22 protein-coding genes and 1 pseudogene are annotated in these 21,992 nt (G+C 38.8%); 3 read left to right on the top strand and 20 right to left on the bottom strand.

Annotated elements, in window-relative coordinates; all coding sequences use genetic code 11:
- Positions 1-165: 165 nt before the first annotated feature.
- The 19 genes and pseudogenes from ACESNQ_RS01085 to ACESNQ_RS00995 form a co-directional block, all read right to left on the bottom strand.
- Positions 166-1,074 (bottom strand): DUF6892 domain-containing protein, encoded by a 909-nt coding sequence (locus ACESNQ_RS01085; RefSeq protein ID WP_373074343.1) that lies wholly within the window; start codon positions 1,072-1,074, stop codon positions 166-168.
- A gap of 77 nt (positions 1,075-1,151) precedes the next feature.
- On the bottom strand, positions 1,152-1,538 hold the full coding sequence (locus tag ACESNQ_RS01080) for a hypothetical protein (RefSeq protein ID WP_247912302.1): 387 nt from the start codon (positions 1,536-1,538) through the stop codon (positions 1,152-1,154).
- Positions 1,539-1,796: 258 nt separating this feature from the next.
- Positions 1,797-2,039 carry a phosphohydrolase gene (locus ACESNQ_RS01075; protein ID WP_373074341.1) on the bottom strand — a complete coding sequence of 81 codons (243 nt, stop codon included), beginning with the start codon at positions 2,037-2,039 and terminating at the stop codon, positions 1,797-1,799.
- A gap of 105 nt (positions 2,040-2,144) precedes the next feature.
- Entirely contained in the window at positions 2,145-2,711 is a 567-nt protein-coding gene (locus ACESNQ_RS01070) for a hypothetical protein (RefSeq protein WP_247912300.1), read from the bottom strand.
- 46 nt (positions 2,712-2,757) lie between these two features.
- Positions 2,758-3,582: an ADP-ribosylglycohydrolase family protein gene (locus ACESNQ_RS01065; protein ID WP_373074339.1), complete on the bottom strand. Its 825-nt coding sequence runs from the start codon at positions 3,580-3,582 to the stop codon at positions 2,758-2,760.
- 11 nt (positions 3,583-3,593) lie between these two features.
- Positions 3,594-4,400, bottom strand: a complete 807-nt coding sequence (locus ACESNQ_RS01060; RefSeq protein ID WP_373074337.1) for an alpha/beta hydrolase — start codon at positions 4,398-4,400, stop codon at positions 3,594-3,596.
- Between the two features lie 262 nt (positions 4,401-4,662).
- A complete protein-coding gene (locus tag ACESNQ_RS01055; RefSeq protein WP_225750355.1) occupies positions 4,663-5,154 on the bottom strand; it encodes a phosphoribosylanthranilate isomerase in 492 nt (163 codons plus the stop codon).
- Between the two features lie 73 nt (positions 5,155-5,227).
- Positions 5,228-5,835, bottom strand: a pseudogene (locus ACESNQ_RS01050) (Type 1 glutamine amidotransferase-like domain-containing protein).
- 47 nt (positions 5,836-5,882) lie between these two features.
- Positions 5,883-6,311 (bottom strand): aminoglycoside 6'-N-acetyltransferase, encoded by a 429-nt coding sequence (gene aac(6'), locus ACESNQ_RS01045; RefSeq protein ID WP_373074335.1) that lies wholly within the window; start codon positions 6,309-6,311, stop codon positions 5,883-5,885.
- Positions 6,312-6,523: 212 nt separating this feature from the next.
- A complete protein-coding gene (gene rlmD / locus ACESNQ_RS01040) occupies positions 6,524-7,894 on the bottom strand; it encodes a 23S rRNA (uracil(1939)-C(5))-methyltransferase RlmD (RefSeq protein WP_373074333.1) in 1,371 nt (456 codons plus the stop codon).
- A gap of 74 nt (positions 7,895-7,968) precedes the next feature.
- Complete coding sequence (locus tag ACESNQ_RS01035; RefSeq protein ID WP_235084109.1) at positions 7,969-8,943, bottom strand: DUF1002 domain-containing protein; 975 nt, start codon at positions 8,941-8,943, stop codon at positions 7,969-7,971.
- An 81-nt stretch (positions 8,944-9,024) separates the two neighbouring features.
- The gene (locus ACESNQ_RS01030) at positions 9,025-9,627 is read right to left on the bottom strand and encodes a lysozyme family protein (protein ID WP_250307165.1); all 603 of its coding nucleotides are present in this window, start codon (positions 9,625-9,627) and stop codon (positions 9,025-9,027) included.
- Complete coding sequence (locus tag ACESNQ_RS01025) at positions 9,627-10,601, bottom strand: nucleoid-associated protein (protein WP_373074331.1); 975 nt, start codon at positions 10,599-10,601, stop codon at positions 9,627-9,629. Before ACESNQ_RS01025 ends, ACESNQ_RS01030 begins: the two co-directional genes overlap by 1 nt.
- Before the next feature lie 6 nt (positions 10,602-10,607).
- A complete protein-coding gene (glyA, locus tag ACESNQ_RS01020; RefSeq protein ID WP_373074329.1) occupies positions 10,608-11,864 on the bottom strand; it encodes a serine hydroxymethyltransferase in 1,257 nt (418 codons plus the stop codon).
- Positions 11,861-12,307 carry a GNAT family N-acetyltransferase gene (locus tag ACESNQ_RS01015; protein ID WP_004252785.1) on the bottom strand — a complete coding sequence of 149 codons (447 nt, stop codon included), beginning with the start codon at positions 12,305-12,307 and terminating at the stop codon, positions 11,861-11,863. The genes glyA and ACESNQ_RS01015 overlap by 4 nt, the downstream gene beginning before the upstream one ends.
- Before the next feature lies 1 nt (position 12,308).
- Complete coding sequence (locus ACESNQ_RS01010) at positions 12,309-12,911, bottom strand: L-threonylcarbamoyladenylate synthase (protein WP_373074326.1); 603 nt, start codon at positions 12,909-12,911, stop codon at positions 12,309-12,311.
- Positions 12,895-13,731, bottom strand: a complete 837-nt coding sequence (gene prmC, locus ACESNQ_RS01005) for a peptide chain release factor N(5)-glutamine methyltransferase (protein ID WP_373074324.1) — start codon at positions 13,729-13,731, stop codon at positions 12,895-12,897. Before prmC ends, ACESNQ_RS01010 begins: the two co-directional genes overlap by 17 nt.
- The gene (gene prfA / locus ACESNQ_RS01000) at positions 13,731-14,810 is read right to left on the bottom strand and encodes a peptide chain release factor 1 (protein ID WP_006148466.1); all 1,080 of its coding nucleotides are present in this window, start codon (positions 14,808-14,810) and stop codon (positions 13,731-13,733) included. The genes prmC and prfA overlap by 1 nt, the downstream gene beginning before the upstream one ends.
- Before the next feature lie 2 nt (positions 14,811-14,812).
- Positions 14,813-15,397, bottom strand: a complete 585-nt coding sequence (locus ACESNQ_RS00995; protein WP_004252774.1) for a thymidine kinase — start codon at positions 15,395-15,397, stop codon at positions 14,813-14,815.
- Between the two features lie 122 nt (positions 15,398-15,519).
- Between ACESNQ_RS00995 and ACESNQ_RS00990 the strand changes: the two genes are divergently transcribed.
- The 3 genes from ACESNQ_RS00990 to pepT all read left to right on the top strand — a co-directional run bounded on the left by ACESNQ_RS00990 (position 15,520) and on the right by pepT (position 18,436).
- A complete protein-coding gene (locus ACESNQ_RS00990; protein ID WP_001117401.1) occupies positions 15,520-15,702 on the top strand; it encodes a 4-oxalocrotonate tautomerase in 183 nt (60 codons plus the stop codon).
- Between the two features lie 114 nt (positions 15,703-15,816).
- A complete protein-coding gene (gene mnmE / locus ACESNQ_RS00985) occupies positions 15,817-17,190 on the top strand; it encodes a tRNA uridine-5-carboxymethylaminomethyl(34) synthesis GTPase MnmE (RefSeq protein WP_373074317.1) in 1,374 nt (457 codons plus the stop codon).
- 22 nt (positions 17,191-17,212) lie between these two features.
- Positions 17,213-18,436 carry a peptidase T gene (gene pepT, locus ACESNQ_RS00980; protein ID WP_373074315.1) on the top strand — a complete coding sequence of 408 codons (1,224 nt, stop codon included), beginning with the start codon at positions 17,213-17,215 and terminating at the stop codon, positions 18,434-18,436.
- Between the two features lie 36 nt (positions 18,437-18,472).
- Here the strand turns inward: pepT and ACESNQ_RS00975 are convergent, their stop codons facing one another.
- A complete protein-coding gene (locus tag ACESNQ_RS00975; RefSeq protein WP_373074313.1) occupies positions 18,473-21,988 on the bottom strand; it encodes a pneumococcal-type histidine triad protein in 3,516 nt (1,171 codons plus the stop codon).
- Between the last annotated feature and the right edge of the window lie 4 nt (positions 21,989-21,992).

Genomic DNA, 21,992 nt, shown 5'->3' with positions numbered 1-21,992 from the left:
TCCTGAATTTAAATAGATTGTTCTCTCGCCTAATAATTCATTAATATTAAATCTTAAAATTCTTAAGTTTTCAATGTTAAAAATCATGTAGAGTAGAATGCTTGCTACTAGTATCCTTGGCACTCCCTCTTGAGAGAATTTATTAAATCTAGTTAAAAAGGACGTTTATAGCAGTTCTACTTTTATTCCTTGACTCTTAAAAATATCCTCAACTTGTTTAAAATTACTAGTCATAATTGTCGCTTTCTTCAGATTTGGAAACTGTTGCAGTTCTTTAAGACTAATTTCATTTAGATCGAAACTATCATCTTCACCGTCCCACTGAGGTATCAGATTCATATAAATCTCGTTACCTCCATCCATATCGATTTCTTGAACTTGTTCAGCGTATTTCTTAGGTATAGGAAGGTTTTTCATATAATCAAGTGCTGGCTGAATAATCTCCATACTTTCTGTATCGATATTCAACTCACTGACTTCCTCTGCAAAGTCAAAAATATTAAAAACAGGTTTCAAAACCTCTAAATCATACATTAAAACCTGGATAATGGCTAGTTTAAAATTTATATTTTTAAAGGAAAGCACTTCTTCGTCAGTTTCTTTTAACTTGTAGCTTTCCCGTTCACGTTTTATCTCTGGAAAGAAGGAAATAGAAAGTGTGTCTGTGATTGTCTCTGCAATTCCTTTAAAATTAGTTCCATAAGGAGTCCATAAAATAAGGTTAAAATCCCCTACTCTATGCCTATCAGAAAAGAAATAAGGCGATTTTCCATCTGTTAATACCACAGCTTGACATGGTTGCTTTGGCAATTCTTTCTCTCCAGTCATAGATTTTACAACATCGCCATAGTAGAGGAAAACAGTAGAAATCAAATGTTCCTCATCAATGTATGTTTTAGATTTTTTTAAATGATTTTTAATCGTGAAAGAATGTTCAAATACAATACCAATATTGTCATAAATGTATTTAATAAACTTATTATCTCTTTTGACAACCTGGTCAGGCTTTCCCAATACAGCTTCAATATCTTGCAAGGACAAAGGAAAAGATAAGCTGGTTCCGTTAATAATCATTGAATTGTTGTGGAGATTGATTTCAAGTTTTTTGTGTGTTGTTTTCTTAAAAAAATTAAACATATTACTACCTATTCTTAAGTTTCTTCCAGATAAATTTTGACTGCTTGGTATTCTTGCTCTTTAGCATAGGCAAACACCTCTGAAGCTCTAATGTAATCAAAGATATTTTCCTCTAAATCTTCATCCCAGATCGATTCATGAAATATTTTATTCTCTTGACATGCTTCATAGAAAATATCGAGGTGAACTTGATAAAACTCTTCATCTTCATTTGGAGCTTGCCTTACCAACGATAGTTGAAACATTGGCTTATCAGATATAGCTGTAAATGTCCCTGTTTCAAATAAAATCATCTCATCCTCAATAGGCTCACGACACAAGTCTTCAAAGATTGCTACCATTTCCTCTAAGGGCATCTTATCGGTGATTCTTTCTCTTAAAAATTCAAGTGATTGCTTCATGATTCTCCTCTTTCTAGAAGAATTTTCATTCTTGGAAAAATCCTATTAAAAAATAGAATTCTTACACCTTTTATTATACTACATTAACAGAAAAAAAGACTGAACCAGACGGTTTTCACCGTGGTTTCAGTCTAGTTTTTTTATAACGAAAAAGTCTCTATGAAGACTCTATTTCAAATATAAACTCTTAACTTAAATTGATTAATTAGGTCTAAGCTTAATTAAAAGTAGGCATTTTCAATTTGCAACTCACATCCTCTAGAAACTCTCATGAGCGACTTCTTCAAGATAGTCATCCAGATGATGGTAAATTTGTATATCTTCTTCTGAACTATCTTGTAAAACTGCAAATACCTTCACTTTATCATCATTGACAAATACGAAATTATGTTCACCAAAATAAGCCTGATAACCCTTGTCAACTAAGGTCCAAAGTTCATCTTTTTTTAAACCAAAAATATCTTTTTTTACAAGATAGGTTTTCCCTATTTCCATTTTCATGATCGATATTTCTCCTTAAGAAACTAGAAATGTTAAAGGTTTACTATTTGATGGTCAATCAGCTCACACAAGACGTGATAGCAACTCAAAACGGACTTTGGTTGACTATTGCATCTCTTCCATTGCTTCTTTCACATATCCCTCTACATCTTTAATCTCTATAAAAGAAGGATCTAGGTGACATAAGAAGTGCCAATCTTCGGCGTCTTTTTTTCTGTAGACAATCGCTTCGCCGTCTTCGCTTCCAAAAAAGGTTCTATCGACTTCATATCCTTTGCTTTCTAAGAATGCTTTTGCCTTACGGAATTTCGCTTCTCTGGCTTCGACATAGGTTTTCACTTCACCGTTGTTAACGACATAGGCATCTACTTTTGTAGCGCCTTCGATTACTTTATCGTTTTTAACAGATAGATTCGAAATCTCTTTCCAAATAATATCCACATTTTCTTCAGGATTAAATGAAAATCTAGATAAAGGAACAATATTTCCATTGAAGACAATTTCCATATAATCCGGAAGATTTTTTGGATTAAAATACTCCACTTCAAAACTATCTTCTTTTTCTAAAGTATATCCAGGTATTTTGGCTACAAATTCTTTCCCTTCTTCTATTGTCTCAAATACGACTAAATCCTTTGAATAATTGTTTTGGTACAATTCTAATATAACCATCGATAACCCTCCTTCATTCAGTATCGGTCCGCATAACGCCTATCTATTATTTTATTACAAACGTTTCTTCCCATCGTCTGAGTACATCTTTCAAAGGCTCATCGAGATAGCTATAGGCCTTGTCCTTAATCCACTCAGGAATTCCATAAGCTGCTTCGGCGATACTTCCTGTGATAGCAGCAAGAGTGTCGCTGTCCCCACCAAGAGAAATCGCATTTCGAATCGCGTCTTCAAAATCTGTACTTTCTAGAAAGGCAACGATGGCCTGAGGAACGGTATCCTGACACGTTTCATTGAATCGATACGTAGGACGAATTTCATCTAGCGTTTTAGAAAGGTCATATCCATACTCTTTCTCGATGTGTTCCTTGATGCGTTTTTTAAGCTCCTCAGGGTTATCGCTACTATCATCACCAAAGAAATAACGGCACATGTAAATAGCATCCACTGTAGCCATTGCTCCTTTGATTCCTTCTGGATGGTTATGCGTCACCTCTGCAGAAAGTTGCGCCAGACGTTTCACCTCAGACGGCAACTCGTCTGTTGTGGCATCCATCACCAAAGCACACGGAGAAACGCGCATCGCAGAACCATTTCCAAAACTATTGTAAGGTTCACGGTTATCACTATGAATCCACGTATCAAATCTTACACCGTAACCTGCATCGGGATACATCCTACCATATTTTTTCATGGGATCAATAAAGTCATCCTTCTGACCGCCATTCATAACGGCTTCTGCAACAGCACAGGTCATAACCGTATCATCAGTGAAAAAACAATCCTCACGAAATAAAGGGAAGTCTTTCGTTTTAATGTTGTCCCATTCATAAACAGAACCAACAATATCTCCAACTATTGCTCCTAGCATCAGATTCCTCCTTATGATATATCAGATTCATTACACATTTCCAATGAATCACTCTTTAAAAATGGCACCACCAAATTAATCCACTCTTGAGGCAGGTAAGCTGATAAATAGCCATGGTTATAGCCCTTAGCTTCATACAAAATCGTATTTGGATGCAGTTGTTGAAATAATTTCGCTGATGCTTTCACACAGTTCAATTCTTTTTCACCATAAATATAAAGAACCTGCGCCTTATTAACAGAAATCGTATCCTTTAGCTTGTAATGCCCCATATAGGTTTTGTAAATGGTCACCAATGTTTTGATAGGCGTCCTTGGCAGATCCTCCAAATAATAATCTTTTAGTTCCTCTGGATAAGCGAGTTTAGGATAGAGTTTGTTCATCATGCTTAACTGAAGTTTGCAAGAGAATTTACTAATTATTAGTTTGCCAAATAGACGTACCAGAAAAATACTGATTTTAGCCAACCTTGGTTGAGGAATACAGAGGCTTCCATCTATGATGGCTTTCTCAGCTATATCTCTGTCTATTGACAAAAGCTCCATAGTAATTTGACCACCAAGTGAAACACCACCGATTGCAAACAATTTCCCACCACAGTTTGCTTTGATATAGTCCAGAATCTCCAAAGCAGAATCTTCAGTAGAAACATAATCAAGTTGATATTCTTCGCCGTGGCCATTCAAGGTGGGTAGAATGACACGATACTTCTCCGATAAGATCCGTGCTTGACGAAGATAATTCCACCAAGAACTGCCACCGCCATGTATCAGCAAGATAGAAGGCAAATTCTTATCACCAAATTCATGGAATTTCATATTTAAACTCCTTACTGTAAGACATTCCTAGCTACATCTTTGTTTAATCTGTTTGAACAAGCTGTGATACCACTTTAAACAGACAATCTCTAACATCGATTATCTAGATAGAATGTTACCTTTAATAATGGGTATCCTGATCTAAATTTTAAAATCTTTTTTCCTTACTAATTCTATTACTAGCCAATATCGTATAAATCAAATAACCAATAAAAATAACATAGCAGCCAGTCTTACAACTTACTACTTTTCATATGATAATTTACAAATGTTTTTCCAGCCACTCGATCTTTTTAAAATCCTTATTGTTATTTTGTTCATTTCGATAGGAGTCTTGAGAAGAAGCTTTGTAAATACTTAGATACTGCTCCAGACTTGGAAGACGAAAAGTGATGCCTTCAATGTGAATAAGCTCTATATCCGATTCCGAAACTCCTGCAAAATCAAGTAAGGAATCGATACTTCCAAATTCAACATTCTCTCTATCCTTTTGGAATTCATGCTCATGAATATCTATTAAGACGTAGCCTAAGTCTTTCATCACTTTCATTATCTTGTCCCAGTCATAAATTCTGAGATGGTCAGGTGCTTCCCAACCTCTAGGGTCACCAGGTACATGAATGTCAATGTCAGACGGCCCCCAATTTTCTTTCGTTCTAAACTCCAATCCCAAAGAACCCATCAGTGTCGGTGTAATTCCGACTCGATTTAAATGGAAACAAATGGTTTTAAATTCTTCAAATAAGAGACTCATGTTTACTCTATGCCTTTCATATAAATGTTCGTTTACAGTTTAGTTACCTAAATCAAGAATTAGATAATGTAAACTAGTCAATTTTCTCAATAATGTTTCCAAGTTTATCCAATACTAGACAGGAATAATCATTTAGTGGAATTATGGGAACATTAACGAGTTCTTCAGCTCTATCCTTATTAGCTTTATCATTCCAGGAATCATAATGGACACTAATTAAAAACTGACTAAAGACTCCTAATCCATTTTTTATCTTTATCTGATGATCTGAATTATCATTAGGTGAGACATAGACTTTTTCTCCTAATAATAGGGCTCCTGCAGAGAATCCCATAACTTTCGCACCTTTATTCAGCATATGATCGATATAATTCTTAAACTCCTGATTTACATAAGTAGCTATGTATTTTTCCGTATTTCCACCACCGATGATAATTAGATCAGCATCTAGATAGCTATCAAAATTAATCTGCTCAATGTCCAAGAGTAAGTAATCAGTGTTTAGGTTAGAAAAAGGCTTTGGAAAACTTCCGTGTACTTTTTCATATACGGTTCCCAATTTTCTCGATAAACTGTAAAAATGACAATTCTTTCGATTTTCCTTGATGACACAATTTTATTAACAATCGTATGGTTCTTTATCGGCGGATTTCCACCCATCAAAAAAATTTGTTCGTCCAATCTTTCACACTTTCTAAAGATACATAAATTTTGACCACGTTCTGAAATTATAATCTCTTCTTAAAATGAATAATTCTATTTGCCTCCTGAAATCCAATATTGAGATGAAATTTTATAGAATCCGTATTCGTTAAAGTACAGTCACTTGCAAATTCCTTACATCCTTTATTTTTCGCCCATTCCTCACATTTTGTACAGAGGTTTTTAGCAATATCCTTTAAACGATATTCCTCGTCGACAATAATCCCTTCTAAGAATCCCACAGGACTATATTTACAACCTTCAACATAATCAAATCTGAGTGAACATAGTGCTAGACCTACAATTGTGTCACCTTCAACTTCAGTAAAGATTGCAGTATTTTTGCCATTCGTATATTTTTTAACTTCATCAATAGCTTCTTTATCGGTCAATTGGGGCCATAATTGTTTCATTAATTTAGCCGTTTTTATAGAATCTTTTGATATTCCATCCATATTGATGTTCCTCCGCAAATTACAAGCTAGTATTTTCGAATCATGCTGTTACTTTGTTACTCATGATTGATACCAATACCATCCCCTTCTACTTTTCGACTGTCTCAGATCGGAAGAGCAGGGCAACACACTCGGCGGTTCGCTGTTGCCGTATCGTTTCGTCGTAAACTCCTTACTCTACGACAGCTATCCCATGGGCAGAACATCTGCTTCTACTTCGCTGATGCCTCAGCTCGTACAAGCAGTGATACTGCCTCAACATGATGCGTCTGCGGAAATAAATCCACCGGCTGGACTTTCTTCAATTCATAGCCCAATTCTTGGTAGAGTTTGATATCACGCGCCATGGTGGCGACATTACATGAGATATAGGCGATGCGATCAGCTCCTGTTTGAGCGCTCGCTTTGATAAAGCTTTCGGTCAAGCCTTTGCGTGGTGGGTCGACCAGGATGGCAGTTGGTTGGATGCCTTCCTTGAGCCAATTCTTCATGGCATTTTCAGCTGTGTCACAGACATAGTGGGCATTGGTAATACCGTTCAATTCTGCGTTCTTCTGGCTATTTTCTACTGCTTCTGGGATAACTTCCACCCCGTAGACTTCCTTGACATGCTTAGCGACAGATAATCCAATAGTCCCGATTCCTGAGTAGGCATCGATCACCACATCCTCTTCTCTTAACTCCGCAAAATCAATAGCTGTCTGATAAAGCTTCTCTGCCATTTCGGTATTGACCTGATAAAAGGCTGGTCCAGAAATTTGGAAGCTATTCCCCAACATTTGGTCCGTAATGTAATCTTGACCATAGAGAATCCGCCATTCTTTTCCAAAAATGGCATTAGTATTCTGATCATTGATATTCTGCATAACAGACACAATCTCTGGAAATTGCTTGATGGCTTGTTCAATCAACTGTTCAACTCGGAAAATTTTGGGACGAGTTGTCACCAAAATAACCATAATTTGACCTGAATAATGGCCACGACGAACAACAAGGTTGCGAATCAAGCCAGACTGTTCCTTTTCATCATAGGGTTTTAAGTCATAGCGACGAAGCAAATCACGTAAAGCAAGGATAACTTGATCTATCACTGGATCTTGAATATAAAAATCTTCCAACGGCATCAGGTCATGAGAATTCTTACGGAAAAAACCAGTCTCCAGAACACCGTTGACTCGACGAACTGGTACCTGAGCCTTGTTACGATACTTGACAGGATTATCCATGCCAAGAGTATCTGAAACCTCTACATCCGTGATTCCAGCAATCTTATATAGGCTATCTTTTACTTGCTTGGTTTTAAACTTGAGTTGCTCCGGATAAGCTAGGTGTCCCAAGTCGGCAATGCCTGAACGTAGGTAAGCCAAATCTAAGTCTTGGTTACGATGTGGAGATTGCGTAAGGTATTCCTCGACTTTACCAAAGCCAATCTTCTTGTTGACTTTAAGGACACGCATAAGGATTTTTTCAGTCGGTAGAGCATTCTCTACAAAAAAGACCAAGCCATCTACCTTGGCAACACCTGCTCCTTCATGGGTCAAATCGACAATCTCTACTTCTACAATATCATTTTTCTTTAACATAATTTTCACTTTCTATAAGCCTACAAAAAAAGACGGTAACAATCCTGTTACCATCTATTATACCATGAATTGACCTAAGCACCAAAACTCTTGAAGAAATCAAGGATAGCTTGCCAAATTGAGCTAAGGATGTTTCCACCGTCTTGAATAGCTTTATTGGCATCAAAGTTTAGATCGATATTGCTAAAACTATCACCTGCTTGCGCAACAATGCTTTGTTTCAAATCTTTTAGAGTCTTTGTAAAGTCTTCGTTGTTAAGAATATCGCTCTTTGAAAGATTGAATGCAAAGTTGATGATGACATTGACTTGGTTGCCTGTAACAACTTGATCAAGTTTATAGTTCTTTAAAGTATCTTCAACAATCTTACGAACATCATCCTCTGTAAGTTCACCCTTAGACTCTTTAGCCTTAGCGATAGCAGCCTTGATATCAGCAAGAGCTACGTTAAGTTTATTGGCATCAAAGCCTGATTTGTCCTTGTTTTCATCGTTAATATCTGACAAGGCCTTGAGCTCTTCCTGAGCCAAGTCTTTATTTTCCTGAGGTAATTTTACACCATTTGACTCAAGGGAATAGTAAATACCTGCTAGGGCACTTTCACCAGTAACCGGAATTGGTGCCGCAACGGTGATACGCGCGTGCTCCACACCCAAGGTAACAGCCGCATTACGGTACATATCTTGCGTTACTTTAGTGATATTTTCAGGTGTCTCAATCTTGACCTCAAGGGGAGATTTTTCTCCTAATTTTTGAATTTTTGCTGATGAATAAAGTTGAAGACTTGAATCGTTTGCGACATTCATAATTTTTGAGTAGACATCTGGTGTCATAGTCTTCAAATCTTTAGTATCTTTTGAGGCATCATAACCAAGTTTTTTAAGTGTTTGATTTTTTTGATCTTCCGTTAATGAAGAACCCAAGACGTACTCAGGTTGAACATAAGTTTCATCAATTACTTTTTGAACATCAGTAGCTGCCTGGGCGCTTTGCAGTGTTGCAACTGCTAAAAGTACTGCGGCGCTAGTCAGAAAGAATTTCTTTCGCATGAGACGTTCCTCCTTTTCTACTCTAGCATATTAAAGTATCCTTAAAGAAAACTTATAAAAGCACCTAGAAATTCTAGATGCTTAAAATAGATTAAAAATTTTCATAATATAGAGATTTAGCTGAACCTGTCTAGAGTAATAATAGTTTCCACCATCCACATAAAGTTCTCCACCCTGAAAAATAGAAATGGGATTGATGTAGCGATAGGTTTTCCCTGTTGTATTTCCTAATATAGGCGCAACTGTATCTCTGGAGTATTGCTTAGCTAGTACAAGAGTATTCTTTTTCCCATTCTGGGCGATAAAATCGATATAAGCAGGTCCAAAGTTATAAGCTTGAATGGCTGTCCAGACATCCACTCCTTTTTCTTGAGCTAGATAGAGATTTTCTGTCAAGGTTTGAACCCCTTGCCGAATACTACTTGCATTATCGTTTATGGTATCAGTAGAGCCACTAGCAGATTCACTTGACTGCATCACGTCTCCTTCTTTACCCTTAGTTTCTGTATAAATCATGGCGAGCACAAGCTCTTCGTTTGCTGGGGTATCTCCTTCATTCAAGATTTCGCGAACCATGGGTTGGTAGGTCATGACTTGTTTGACATCCTGACGAATCAGATAAGCTTTATATCCAGCGAAAAGGAAGACTGCTAGTACCAGCATTCTTCGTATAAATTTAAACATTATTTATTTTGTATATCCTCGATGTTTTTGATTAAGATTGAATAGGTTCCATTATCGTTTTGAATGAATTCAACTGATTCCGCATCTTGATAGACATTGTTTGGTACGATGAGTTCAATTCCATTTGACAAGGAAAGTTTCTGATTCTCAAATCTCTTTAACTGACGACTGGCATCAATCTCATCAAACTGTACTGGCTCTGGTACTGCTTCTTTAACCTGGTCAATGAAGCTAAGTCGAGCAGTAAGATTATTGTCAAAAAGATCATTGGCTAATTTTTCTGGAGAGAGCTCATTATTCTCTTCAAGATTATTGAAAATTGCTGATTTAACTTTAGATTGGAATTGAAAATCATCTGTGTTAAAGGTTTCGGCAATCTTTTGAGCCGTTTTTTCTAGTTCCTTAATGGATTTCTTAGGTGAAATCTTTGGTTGTGCTTGAATAAGATTCTCAGAAAAATAGTTTAAAAAGGCTCCATTATACTTGATGCGTTTTTCAATCAAGTGATACTTGCGACTTTGAAGATTAACAACTAGTGCTTCATCTGCTCCAGTTCCAAATCCAGGTAGGTTATTCTGAGTCAGTTTGATTGGATTGTCAACCTCGCCACCCAAGTGTGTCAAGGTTTCACGCAATGCAATTCGTAGAAAGGCAAAATGGTCTACTCCCTCTTTTGAAAACTGGACAAAAACCAAGTCATTCGTCTTTTGGTTTTCAGATACAGAGAATTCCTCTTTCCAGAGATTAGCAATTGTAACAGATGTTTCCATTAAGTCTTCTGTGATGTGGTTGAAAAATGGATTATCCTCTTCAAAAATACCAGTTTTGGCATCATCCGAATACACACGGTCCACTTTTTTACGTAAGTATTCCTCAATTTTAGGAGTGATATTGAGAAACTTATCCGCCAAGAACAACTCTGTGTCATCAGGACTGAACTGATGGATAATGGCTTTCTTAATATAAATATCCATAAAATATTAGTCCTCATATAATGGGAAGGCATCTGTCAAGGATTTGACTGCACTTCTCACTTCTTCTAAGACAGCTTCGTTTTCTGCATTCTTAAGGGCTTTAATAATAAGTTCAGCAACTTGACGGCTTTCTTTTTCACCAAAACCACGAGCAGTAATTGCTGCCGCTCCGATACGAATACCACTTGTCTTGAATGGTGACAATGTTTCGTAAGGGATTGAGTTTTTATTAAGGGTAATGTTGACCTCATCCAATAAGTTTTGGGCTACTTTTCCACTTTCTACAACCTTTGTAACATCCACTAAGAAGAGGTGGTTTTCAGTACCGCCAGAGATAATGCGGAAATTAGGATCTTGCAGGAATACTTCAGCCATAGCCTTGCTATTTTTTATAACATTAGCAGCATATTCTTTAAAGGCCGGATCCAATACTTCTTTAAAGGCTACAGCCTTAGCAGCAACTACATGCTCTAATGGTCCACCTTGGATACCTGGGAAAATAGCGGAATTTATTTTCTTAGCAAGGTCTTCGTCGTTTGTCAAAATCAACCCACCACGTGGTCCACGAAGAGTTTTGTGAGTCGTTGTCGTTGTGATATGTGCGTATGGAACTGGATTTGGGTGAAGACCAGCTGCAACCAAGCCAGCAATGTGGGCCATGTCGACCATGAGTTTTGCGCCTACAGCATCCGCAATTTCACGGAATTTTGAGAAATCAATGATGTGAGAATAGGCTGAGGCACCAGCAACGATAAGTTTTGGTTGAACTTCTTGAGCTTGTTTCAAGATGGCGTCAAAGTCCAATAGCTCTGTCTCCGGATCAACGCTATATGAAACAAAGTTATAGGTTTGACCTGAGAAACTTACAGGAGCTCCGTGAGTCAAGTGCCCACCTGCAGCTAAATCCATCCCCATAACAGTATCACCTGGCTCAATCAAAGCCATGTATGCTGCACAGTTAGCTTGACTTCCTGAGTGAGGTTGGACATTGGCAAATTTAGCACCAAAGATTTCTTTCGCACGTTCAATAGCTAGACTTTCGATAACATCCACTACATCAGTACCACCATAGTAACGACGTCCAGGATATCCTTCAGCATATTTATTAGTCAAGATAGAACCTTGCGCTGCCATTACAGCCTTAGATACAACGTTCTCTGAAGCAATCAACTCAATATTGTTTTGTTGACGTTCTTCTTCTTTGGCAATCGCATTCCAAAGATCAGCATCATATGTTTTAAAATCATCTTTGTCAAAAATCATAGTTTTTCTCCTTTAATTAACTTAATAAATCGTTTCTGCACTTTATCGCAAGTATAACCCACTCTTTCATAAAATGCATGAGCACCAAGACGATGGTCTGCAGAGTTTAATCGAATAAACTCATAACCCCGTCTTTTTGCTTCTTGTTCTAATCCATGGAGCAAAATTTTCCCGATGCCCTTACCTTGCATCTGGGGTACCACTGCTAAAGCCAAAATATTAAAACCGGCATTAGAATAAAGGGATTCATAAACCTCAGCATGTACATACCCAAGTAAGTCATGGCTGGTCGGTTCCTCAAACCCCAGTAGGAAATGATGTGAGTCTTGGGATAATTTTGCTAGTTGACTAGCCGTTTCCTCAGGACTAAAATCATAACCTAAAGCATCTTTGTTAATCTCATAAATCGATGCAACATCTGTTGCTTTCAAAGCACGTAGCATGTCATACCTCCTCAAAAGGAATTTCAGGTATCTTGGCAAGAATATCTTCTCGAGTTATCGAACCTTGGCGTAGAATTCTTGCCTTACAAGCAGTCAAATCTAAAATAGTCGAATCGTGACCTGTTAAAAAAGTATCATCTTCTATTCCCAAAACCTCTTGTCCGAAGTCTTTTAAAATCTCTTTAAAGCTAGCACCACTAGCTTGACCCGAGATATTTGCAGACGGGCCGATTAAGGGACCAAACTCACGAATCAATTCTAGAGTTATAGGGTGACTGGGCATCCGAAAACCAACTGTCGGTAATCCTGAATTGACCCAGTAGGGAACCTTGCCATTAGCTTCTAGGATAATGGTCAAAGGCCCAGGAAGAAAACTATCAACAAGTTTTTGTAAATAAGGTGGCTGATTATTTGAAAAGTTCAAGATATCGTCTAGATGAGCGACATTGAGATTAAGTGCCTTGTCTCTTGGACGACGTTTAAGCTGGTAGACATAATCAACAGCTTTTTTATCTAGCGCTTTTGCAAAAAGTCCATAAACTGTTTCGGTCGGCAAAACTACAGCTCCACCCTTTTCCAACTTTTGCTTAATTTTCTCCATCATCAATGACAACCATCCTATCTTGGCCAAATTGGTCTTTGAGAGTTCGAACTCGTTTCTCTGGAAGATTTTCCATAAAGAGAGCAGGCACACTTTGACCTTGTTTGTAGCCAATTTCAAGATAAATCTTACCACCATTATTTAGATAGTCCTTGGAGTCTTCCGCGATTCTACGGTAGATAGCTAGACCATCCTCGTCAGCAAAGAGTGCCAAATGTGGTTCTGAATGCAGAACATTCAAGCCAACTTCTTCTTGATCTTCACGAGAAATGTATGGTGGATTGGATACAATTATATCATATTTTGAAGAAATTTCGGAGAAACAATCAGATTTGATAAAAGAGAGATTTAGATTTTGAGCGTTAGCATTCTCCAACGATAAGTCTAAAGCATCCTGTGAAATATCCGCAGCTGCAACCGACCAATCTGGCCTATTTTTAGCTAAAGCAAGGGCAATTGCTCCGCTTCCTGTTCCGATATCTAGTACTTTAAGATTTTTCTCAGGATTCTCAGTCAAAATGAGTTCCACTAACTCTTCTGTCTCTGGGCGGGGAATCAAAACCCGCTCATCTACTTTTAACTGCATCCCAAAAAAATCAGCATGACCAATAATATACTGGGCAGGTATATGATTTGCCAGTTTCGTGTAAATTTCCTCTACAAACTCTTTTTCTTCCTCTGTTACTTCTTGCTGGAGGGCAAAGACGAAGTCTGTAAAAGATAGATTTTTTAGGCTACGATAGACAAAGGAGAGGCTTTCTGCTTCCTCTCCTTGTGCTATTAACTTTTCCTCAAAATCTTTAAAAATTTGAGCTAATTTCATTATTTGTTTAATTCTTCTAATTTTTGTGTTTGGTCATAAAGAACCAAGGCATCTACAACTTCATCCAATTTACCAGCTAAAATTGTATCAAGTTTTTGTAGAGTCAAACCGATACGGTGGTCTGTGACACGGTTTTGTGGGAAGTTATAAGTACGAATACGCTCTGAACGGTCACCAGTACCGATAGTAGACTTACGCTCAGCATCTTGCTCATCTTGGGCAATCTGAGCAAAGTGGTCTGCCACACGCGCACGAATAATCTTCATAGCCTTCTCACGGTTTTTCTGCTGGGTACGTTCTTCCTGCATCTCCACCTTGATATTGGTTGGCAAGTGTACGATACGAACGGCAGTCGCAACCTTGTTGACGTTCTGTCCACCAGCACCAGATGCATGGTAGATATCCACACGAAGGTCTTTTGGATCAATATCGTATTCTACTTCTTCTACCTCAGGCATGACAAGAACTGTTGCTGTTGAGGTATGAACACGGCCTTGACTTTCTGTCACAGGGACACGTTGCACACGGTGAGCACCAGACTCATACTTGAGTTTAGAATAAACTGACTGACCAGAAACCATGGCAACCACTTCTTTGAAACCACCGACACCGTTCATAGAAGCTTCCATAACTTCAAAGCGCCAGCCTTGGGCTTCAGCATATTTTTGGTACATTGTTAGAAGGTCTCCAGCAAAAAGTGCTGCCTCATCTCCACCAGCAGCTCCACGGATTTCAAGGATGATGTTCTTGTCATCGTTTGGATCTTTTGGAAGAAGCAAGATTTTCAATTTTTCTTCGTACTCTTCTTTTTCTGCCTTAGCATCCTTGAGTTCTTGCTTGGCCATTTCTTCCAAGTCGGCATCTCCGCCAGACTCTTTAATCATTTCTTCAGCATCAACGATGTTTTGGAGGACTTGTTTGTATTCACGGTAGGCGGTTACGGTATCACGAGTTGAAGCTTCCTCTTTTGAAAGCTCCATGAAACGCTTGGTATCAGAGACCACATCAGGGTCGCTCAGCAATTCTCCTAATTCTTCATAACGGTCTTCTACAGCTTGTAGTTGATCATAGATATTCATTCTTATTGATTCTCCTTATTGATTTCAGGGGCAAAATAATGTTTACGGCAAACCGAGATATAGGTTTCATTCCCACCTATCTGGATTTGTTCACCATCATAAACAGGCAGTCCGTCCTGCGTACGCAACACCATGGTCGCTTTTTTCTTACAATACTGACAAATGGTTTTGATCTCATCAATTTTATCTGCTAATAATAATAGATGTTTAGATCCTTCGAACAGCTCATTGCGAAAGTCATTCTTCAAACCAAAGGCCATAACAGGTATGTCTAACTCATCGACAACACGCGCTAGGTCGTAAACATGATGACGTTTCAAAAACTGGGCTTCATCGACCAAAACACAGTAGGGCTTTTCAGGTAAATCTCGAATAAACCCAAAAATATCCGTAGTATCATCGATAGCAACTGCTGGTCGCTTCATGCCAATCCGACTCGACACATAGCCTATACCGTCTCTTGTATCCAGAGCCGAAGTCATGATAACAACTCCCTTTCCTTGCTCCTCATAGTTATAGGCTACCTTGAGAATCTCGATGGTCTTTCCTGAATTCATGGTCCCATAACGATAATACAACTGTGCCATGTTTCTATTTCACGTCCATTTCTAATTTTCTGCTACATTCTAGTATATCATATTTTCCAAAAGCTTTAAACGGCAAAATGTGGTAAAATAGAAGAAATCAAAAACTAGTGGAGGAAGCTATTATGCCATTTGTACGCATCGATTTATTTGAAGGACGCACGCTCGAGCAAAAGAAAGCCTTAGCTAAGGAAGTAACTGAAGCTGTGGTTCGTAACACTGGTGCACCTCAATCTGCTGTTCATGTCATCATCAACGATATGCCTGAAGGAACTTACTTCCCGCAAGGGGAAATGCGCACTAAGTAAAGCTTAAGCAATCTGCTTAGGCTTTTCTTTATAAGTGGCATTCGTTGAATAAAAAACTTTATTTTGTTACAATTTTAAGAGATATTTGTATATAAATTGTTAAAAGGAAATGAAATGATTACACGTGAATTTGATACCATTGCAGCAATCTCGACACCGCTTGGTGAAGGGGCGATTGGGATTGTTCGCCTAAGCGGAACGGATAGCTTTGCCATTGCACAAAAAATTTTTAAAGGCAAAGACTTGAGCAAAGTTGCTAGCCACACACTGAACTACGGCCACATTATTGACCCTTTGACTGGTAAGGTTATGGACGAGGTCATGGTTGGGGCTATGAAGTCTCCGAAGACCTTTACTCGCGAGGATATTATCGAGATCAACACCCACGGAGGGATTGCCGTGACCAATGAAATCCTGCAATTGGCTATCCGTGAAGGGGCTCGCATGGCAGAACCTGGTGAGTTTACCAAACGTGCCTTCCTAAACGGTCGTGTAGACTTGACTCAGGCTGAAGCTGTAATGGATATCATCCGTGCTAAGACTGACAAGGCTATGAATATAGCAGTCAAACAACTTGATGGATCCCTATCTGACCTCATTAACAATACTCGTCAGGAAATTCTCAATACCTTGGCTCAGGTTGAGGTTAATATCGATTACCCTGAGTATGACGATGTGGAAGAAGCCACTACTGCTGTTGTCCGCGAAAAAACTATGGAGTTTGAACAACTATTGACCAATCTCCTAAAAACTGCACGTCGTGGTAAAATTCTCCGCGAAGGAATTGCAACGGCCATCATTGGTCGTCCTAACGTTGGGAAATCAAGTCTCCTCAACAACCTCCTACGTGAAGATAAAGCTATTGTAACGGATATTGCAGGGACTACTAGAGATGTCATCGAAGAATACGTCAATATCAACGGTGTTCCTCTGAAGTTGATTGATACTGCAGGTATTCGTGACACGGATGATATCGTGGAACAAATCGGTGTTGAGCGTTCGAAAAAAGCCCTCAAGGAAGCTGACTTGGTTCTACTGGTGCTAAATGCTAGTGAACCACTAACAGCACAAGACAGACAACTTCTAGAAATCAGTCAGGACACTAATCGTATCATTCTTCTCAACAAAACTGACCTCCCAGAAGCGATTGAAACTGCTGAACTTCCAGATGATGTCATTCCTATTTCAGTCCTTAAAAATCAAAACATTGATAAGATTGAAGAACGCATCAATAACCTCTTCTTTGAAAATGCTGGCTTGGTTGAACAAGATGCTACCTATCTATCCAATGCACGTCATATTTCATTAATTGAAAAGGCAGTCGAAAGCTTACAAGCAGTTAACGAAGGTCTTGAATTGGGCATGCCAGTTGATCTGCTTCAAGTTGATTTAACTCGAACCTGGGAAATCCTCGGAGAAATCACTGGTGATGCTGCTCCAGATGAACTTATTACTAAATTGTTTAGCCAATTCTGTTTAGGTAAATAAAAAATTATAAAAAGGAGTTATAATGAAATATCCAACATTACTAGAGCGTTTTTTGACTTATGTTAAAGTTAACACACGTTCAGACGAAAATTCTACTACTACACCAAGCACTCAGAGTCAAGTAGACTTTGCTACTAATGTCCTCATCCCAGAAATGAAACGTGTCGGTTTGCAAAATGTCTATTATTTGCCAAACGGTTTTGCTATCGGTACACTTCCAGCTAACGATCCAAGTTTAACTCGCAAGATTGGTTTTATCTCCCACATGGATACGGCTGATTTTAATGCTGAAGGTGTTAACCCGCAAGTTATCGAAAACTACGACGGTGGCCTTATCGATCTTGGAGAATCTGGTTTCAAGCTTGATCCTGCAGATTTCAAGAGCTTAGAGAAATATCATGGACAAACATTGATTACTACTGATGGAACTACCCTTCTCGGTGCCGATGATAAATCAGGTATTGCCGAAATCATGACAGCCATCGAATACTTGACTGCTCATCCTGAAATTAAGCACTGCGAAATTCGTGTCGGCTTTGGACCTGATGAAGAAATCGGTGTTGGTGCCAATAAATTTGATGCAGAAGATTTCGATGTCGACTTTGCTTATACAGTTGACGGTGGACCTCTTGGTGAACTTCAGTATGAAACCTTCTCCGCGGCAGGTGCCGAACTTCACTTCCAAGGTCGTAATGTACACCCTGGAACTGCTAAGGGACAAATGGTTAACGCTCTTCAGTTGGCAATTGACTTCCACAACCAACTCCCAGCAGGTGACCGCCCAGAATTGACTGAGGGCTATCAAGGTTTCTACCATCTCATGGATGTATCCGGTAGTGTTGAGGAAGCGCGTGCTAGCTATATCATTCGTGACTTCGAAAAAGAAACCTTTGAAGCGCGTAAAGCTGCTATGCAAGCTATCACTGATAAGATGAACCAAGAACTTGCTAGCAATCGTGTAACCTTGACTTTGACAGACCAGTATTACAACATGAAGGAAGTCATTGAAAAGGATATGACTCCAATCACCATCGCTAAATCAGTAATGGAATGTCTAGATATCACACCTATTATCGAACCAATCCGTGGAGGAACAGATGGTTCTAAGATTTCCTTTATGGGAATTCCAACGCCGAATATCTTCGCTGGCGGTGAAAACATGCATGGCCGTTTTGAATACGTTAGCCTTCAAACCATGGAACGTGCAGTTGACACTATTATTGGAATTGTAGCTTATAAAGACTAAAAAAAGACGAGGTAGCTTAGCTACTTCGTCTTTTTTTTATTCTGCGACTTTTTCTGTAGATTCAGGATTCAGTTCAGTTGTTGTTTCAGAAGTTTTCTCTGTTGTTGTCTGCACTGAGCTAGCTTCTACTTGCTTATCAGTGCCTGCTTGACCTGGTGTTTCTTGTTTTGCTTCAACAGGTGTTTCTTGACTTGGCGTTGCTTTAGATCTAAGCTCTTGATTTAACAAGACTATTTCTTGGGCAACTGCTAGAAGAGCCTGCTTATCCTTACTTGCTGCTGCTAGTTTATCAAATAGAGCATCTACTTTTTCAAAGTCAGCATCTGAACCATTATTCATCTCCAAATAGCTATGGAGAGCAATAACACCGTTATAGATTTTTTGGTAAAGAACTAAAACCTCTGGGTCTTGTTTCGAATTATCACGTTCATTTTGGATTGTTAGTGAAATACGTTTCAAGAGATCTTGAACCTGTGTATTTAATTCATCAAGGTCTGCGTCTTCTTTCTCCAAAGCAGCCTTCAGATTTTTCACTTCGTCAGAGAGTGAAGCTTTAACCCCTTCCTCATTGACTTGATTCACTAATTCTTCAGCTTTTGTTAGTAACTCTTCTACTTGCCCTTTTAAGACATGGTTACTTTGTTCCTCAGGTTTGAGATCATCATACAAACCTTTCAAGAACTCATAGACTGCAGTTTTAGCACTATGGCCATCCACTTTTTCTGTATCTAAGATTGTTTCAGAAGTCTTGCTTGCAACTGGCTCATTTTTCAGTGCTTCCTCTACTTCCAGTTTTGTTTGATAGATTTCTGGGAAGAGTTTGTTCAAGTCAGTTGCCTTAAGGAAGGATTGTGACTGATAAAGTGTCCACGTTAGGTTGGCAACTTTATTTCTAAGAGTGTCATTTAAGCGACCGTCAGATAGATGTTGGTAGAAATACTTGATGTATTCTACTGTTGTAACTCCAGTACGGTCATTAAAATCTTGCAAAGCTTGTAACTTAGCTTCAACTGCATCTAAACCTGCTTCATCTTGGGCTAGTTTATTTTCTTGAAGCTGAGTCAATAAATCCTTCTTAGGAAGTCCATAAGCATCTGTGTCTAAGGTATTAATCTTATCTACTAAAGCTTGATATTTCTTGTCTAAAGGACTGATTTCTGTTGGTTTGACACTTGAGTCAATGTGAATATACTGCTTATCAAACAAATCCAAAGCTGCCAAATAACCTGCAGTAGAGTTGGTTGATAGCTTCTTCATATTCTCAGAAAATTGCCCCAAAGCAAGTTCAATTTGTCTTTGAAGAATTGGTTTATCTTTATAAACTTCGCGACTTTCTGCCAAGAGTTGATCAATCTTATACTGGACTGCTTTTTCATCAAAAGCACCAGGTTGGTAAGTTGACTGTAATGCAGGAATTTTGTTTTTCAAAGCGACTTCATAACCTTTGGTTTGAACCTTGATATAGTGGTTATGGTCACCATGAGGAATGACGAAACTACCATTTTCAACCTGCAAGCTATAAGGAGAAACACCATCACGTAGAGCAGTTGTATAGAGTTCGTTTAGGAAATCAAGCTCTGCATCTCCAGTTTGAATCGGAATACGAACGTGTTCCTTACGAACGGCGTAAGGGTGAATGTGAGTTGGATCATAAGCCTGGTCTGGATTACCAAATACAAAGAATCCATTTGAAATTCTGATAGCCTCAAGAGGAACGCCATATGTTTTAGAAATATAAGCTATTTTTTCTTCATCGCTGGCATCTCGAGAGAAACTTTCAACCGTCTTGGCAAGAGGTTTAACAGGTTCTGTTTGCTGTTGGCCATGAAGATGGTCTTGTGCTGCCTTAATCTGCTCTGCTGATAAATCTTTCTTAAAGAAATAATGGGCATGGTCTCCATGCGAAACTACAAAACCTTGCTCATCTTCACTTATCACTCGGTCAGCATCGAATCCGTGATCGTGGTCTTCACCATGGTGGTGATCATGCCCGTCTTCATCATGGTGATCATCTGATGGATTAGGTTTAACTTCGGTTTTACCTTTCAAGTGTTCCTGAGCTTCTTTAATCTGTTGAGCCGTCAAATCTTTCTTGTAAAAATAATGATTGTGGTCTCCATGTGAAACTACAAAACCTTGCTCATCTTCACTTATCACTCGGTCAGCATCGAATCCGTGATCGTGGTCTTCACCATGGTGGTGATCATGCCCGTCTTCATCATGGTGATCATCTGATGGATTAGGTTTAACTTCGGTTTTGCCTTTCAAGTGTTCCTGAGCTTCTTTAATCTGTTGAGCCGTCAAATCTTTCTTGTAAAAATAATGATTGTGGTCTCCATGTGAAACTACGAAACCTTGGTCGTCCTCACTAATCACTCGATCAATAGCAAAGCCATGATCGTGGCCTTCTCCGTGTCGATGATTAGCATGATCGTGGTCATGGTCTTCTTCGTGTTGATGATCAACATCTTCGTGGCCATGGTCGTGATCATGGTCTACGTTTGGTTTACTTGGAGTTTCTACAGGATTTGATGGTGTTACTAGACCTGAAAGTGGCATCAAGCGTGCAATCTTTTGCTCCAAAGCAGATAAACTACTATAAGGGATGAAATGGTAATGATTTCCATGAGGGATAGCAACTCCATTAGGCGTACGACTGGTAATCTTAGCCGGGTCAAATACCAAACCATCAGATTCTTTATAGCGTTGACTAACTGGTAAAGCGTAAAGCTGTTCTAGAAGTTTTTGAAGATTATTTTCTTCTTGTACTGGATTGCTTGTAGCTGGTTTCTCTACTTGATGACTTGGTTCAACACTTGGAATCGGTTTGTAGTCTGTTAGACTTTGTTGACTTCCTCTTCCAGCAAGGTAAGCTTGAGCGGCAGCCAATTCACTTGAAGATAGAGCACTCTTAGGAACGTAATGATAATGGCCACCATGAGGAACGATATAAGCGTCACCTGTGTCCTCAATAATATCTGCAGCATTAAAGACGTAACCGTCATCAGTTGTATATCGACCTTGTGCTCTGGCAACAATAACTTCCTTACTTGTACTGCTACTATCTGATGTGTGTTCTTGTTTTTGTTTCTCGATTTGGTCTTTGGTACGAATATTATCTGCGTGACTAGCATCCTTCAGATAGACATAATATTTGCCATCCACCTTGATGATATAGCCACCTTTAATCTCATTGACAATATCTCCATCACTTAGTCGATAGTTTGGATCTTTCATGACCAATTCTTCGCTAAAGATGGCATCAAAAGGCACCTTACCATTGTAGAAATGGAAATGGTCACCGTGGGAAGTCACATAGCCTTGATCTGTAATCTTAGTAACAATCTGTTCAGCTTCTATTCCTTCTTTTTGGTTAACTTGATCAGGTGTCAGATTTTCATTCTTTTTAGCATCAGACTCTTTCCCATCAACATAAGATACACGGTTATTTTCTTTGTTCTCAGGCGCTTGATGTTGATTTAAAGCGTAAGCGCAGACACTTAATGCAAGGACCACTGCAGATCCTGCTAGATATTTTTTATTAATTTTCATAAAC

Source organism: Streptococcus infantis, assembly GCF_964243025.1.
GTDB lineage: Bacteria > Bacillota > Bacilli > Lactobacillales > Streptococcaceae > Streptococcus > Streptococcus infantis_N.
This window is presented reverse-complemented; position numbering and strand designations above follow the sequence as displayed.

Bases quoted from the DNA above. Each gene is read 5' to 3' on its own strand.
- ACESNQ_RS01085 (WP_373074343.1), bottom strand. From the start codon at position 1,074: ATGATTATTAACGGAACCAGCTTATCTTTTCCTTTGTCCTTGCAAGAT.
- ACESNQ_RS01080 (WP_247912302.1), bottom strand. From the start codon at position 1,538: ATGAAGCAATCACTTGAATTTTTAAGAGAAAGAATCACCGATAAGATG.
- ACESNQ_RS01075 (WP_373074341.1), bottom strand. From the start codon at position 2,039: ATGAAAATGGAAATAGGGAAAACCTATCTTGTAAAAAAAGATATTTTT.
- ACESNQ_RS01070 (WP_247912300.1), bottom strand. From the start codon at position 2,711: ATGGTTATATTAGAATTGTACCAAAACAATTATTCAAAGGATTTAGTC.
- ACESNQ_RS01065 (WP_373074339.1), bottom strand. From the start codon at position 3,582: ATGCTAGGAGCAATAGTTGGAGATATTGTTGGTTCTGTTTATGAATGG.
- ACESNQ_RS01060 (WP_373074337.1), bottom strand. From the start codon at position 4,400: ATGAAATTCCATGAATTTGGTGATAAGAATTTGCCTTCTATCTTGCTG.
- ACESNQ_RS01055 (WP_225750355.1), bottom strand. From the start codon at position 5,154: ATGAGTCTCTTATTTGAAGAATTTAAAACCATTTGTTTCCATTTAAAT.
- rlmD (WP_373074333.1), bottom strand. From the start codon at position 7,894: ATGTTAAAGAAAAATGATATTGTAGAAGTAGAGATTGTCGATTTGACC.
- ACESNQ_RS01035 (WP_235084109.1), bottom strand. From the start codon at position 8,943: ATGCGAAAGAAATTCTTTCTGACTAGCGCCGCAGTACTTTTAGCAGTT.
- ACESNQ_RS01030 (WP_250307165.1), bottom strand. From the start codon at position 9,627: ATGTTTAAATTTATACGAAGAATGCTGGTACTAGCAGTCTTCCTTTTC.
- ACESNQ_RS01025 (WP_373074331.1), bottom strand. From the start codon at position 10,601: ATGGATATTTATATTAAGAAAGCCATTATCCATCAGTTCAGTCCTGAT.
- glyA (WP_373074329.1), bottom strand. From the start codon at position 11,864: ATGATTTTTGACAAAGATGATTTTAAAACATATGATGCTGATCTTTGG.
- ACESNQ_RS01015 (WP_004252785.1), bottom strand. From the start codon at position 12,307: ATGCTACGTGCTTTGAAAGCAACAGATGTTGCATCGATTTATGAGATT.
- ACESNQ_RS01010 (WP_373074326.1), bottom strand. From the start codon at position 12,911: ATGATGGAGAAAATTAAGCAAAAGTTGGAAAAGGGTGGAGCTGTAGTT.
- prmC (WP_373074324.1), bottom strand. From the start codon at position 13,731: ATGAAATTAGCTCAAATTTTTAAAGATTTTGAGGAAAAGTTAATAGCA.
- prfA (WP_006148466.1), bottom strand. From the start codon at position 14,810: ATGAATATCTATGATCAACTACAAGCTGTAGAAGACCGTTATGAAGAA.
- ACESNQ_RS00995 (WP_004252774.1), bottom strand. From the start codon at position 15,397: ATGGCACAGTTGTATTATCGTTATGGGACCATGAATTCAGGAAAGACC.
- ACESNQ_RS00990 (WP_001117401.1), top strand. From the start codon at position 15,520: ATGCCATTTGTACGCATCGATTTATTTGAAGGACGCACGCTCGAGCAA.
- mnmE (WP_373074317.1), top strand. From the start codon at position 15,817: ATGATTACACGTGAATTTGATACCATTGCAGCAATCTCGACACCGCTT.
- pepT (WP_373074315.1), top strand. From the start codon at position 17,213: ATGAAATATCCAACATTACTAGAGCGTTTTTTGACTTATGTTAAAGTT.
- ACESNQ_RS00975 (WP_373074313.1), bottom strand. From the start codon at position 21,988: ATGAAAATTAATAAAAAATATCTAGCAGGATCTGCAGTGGTCCTTGCA.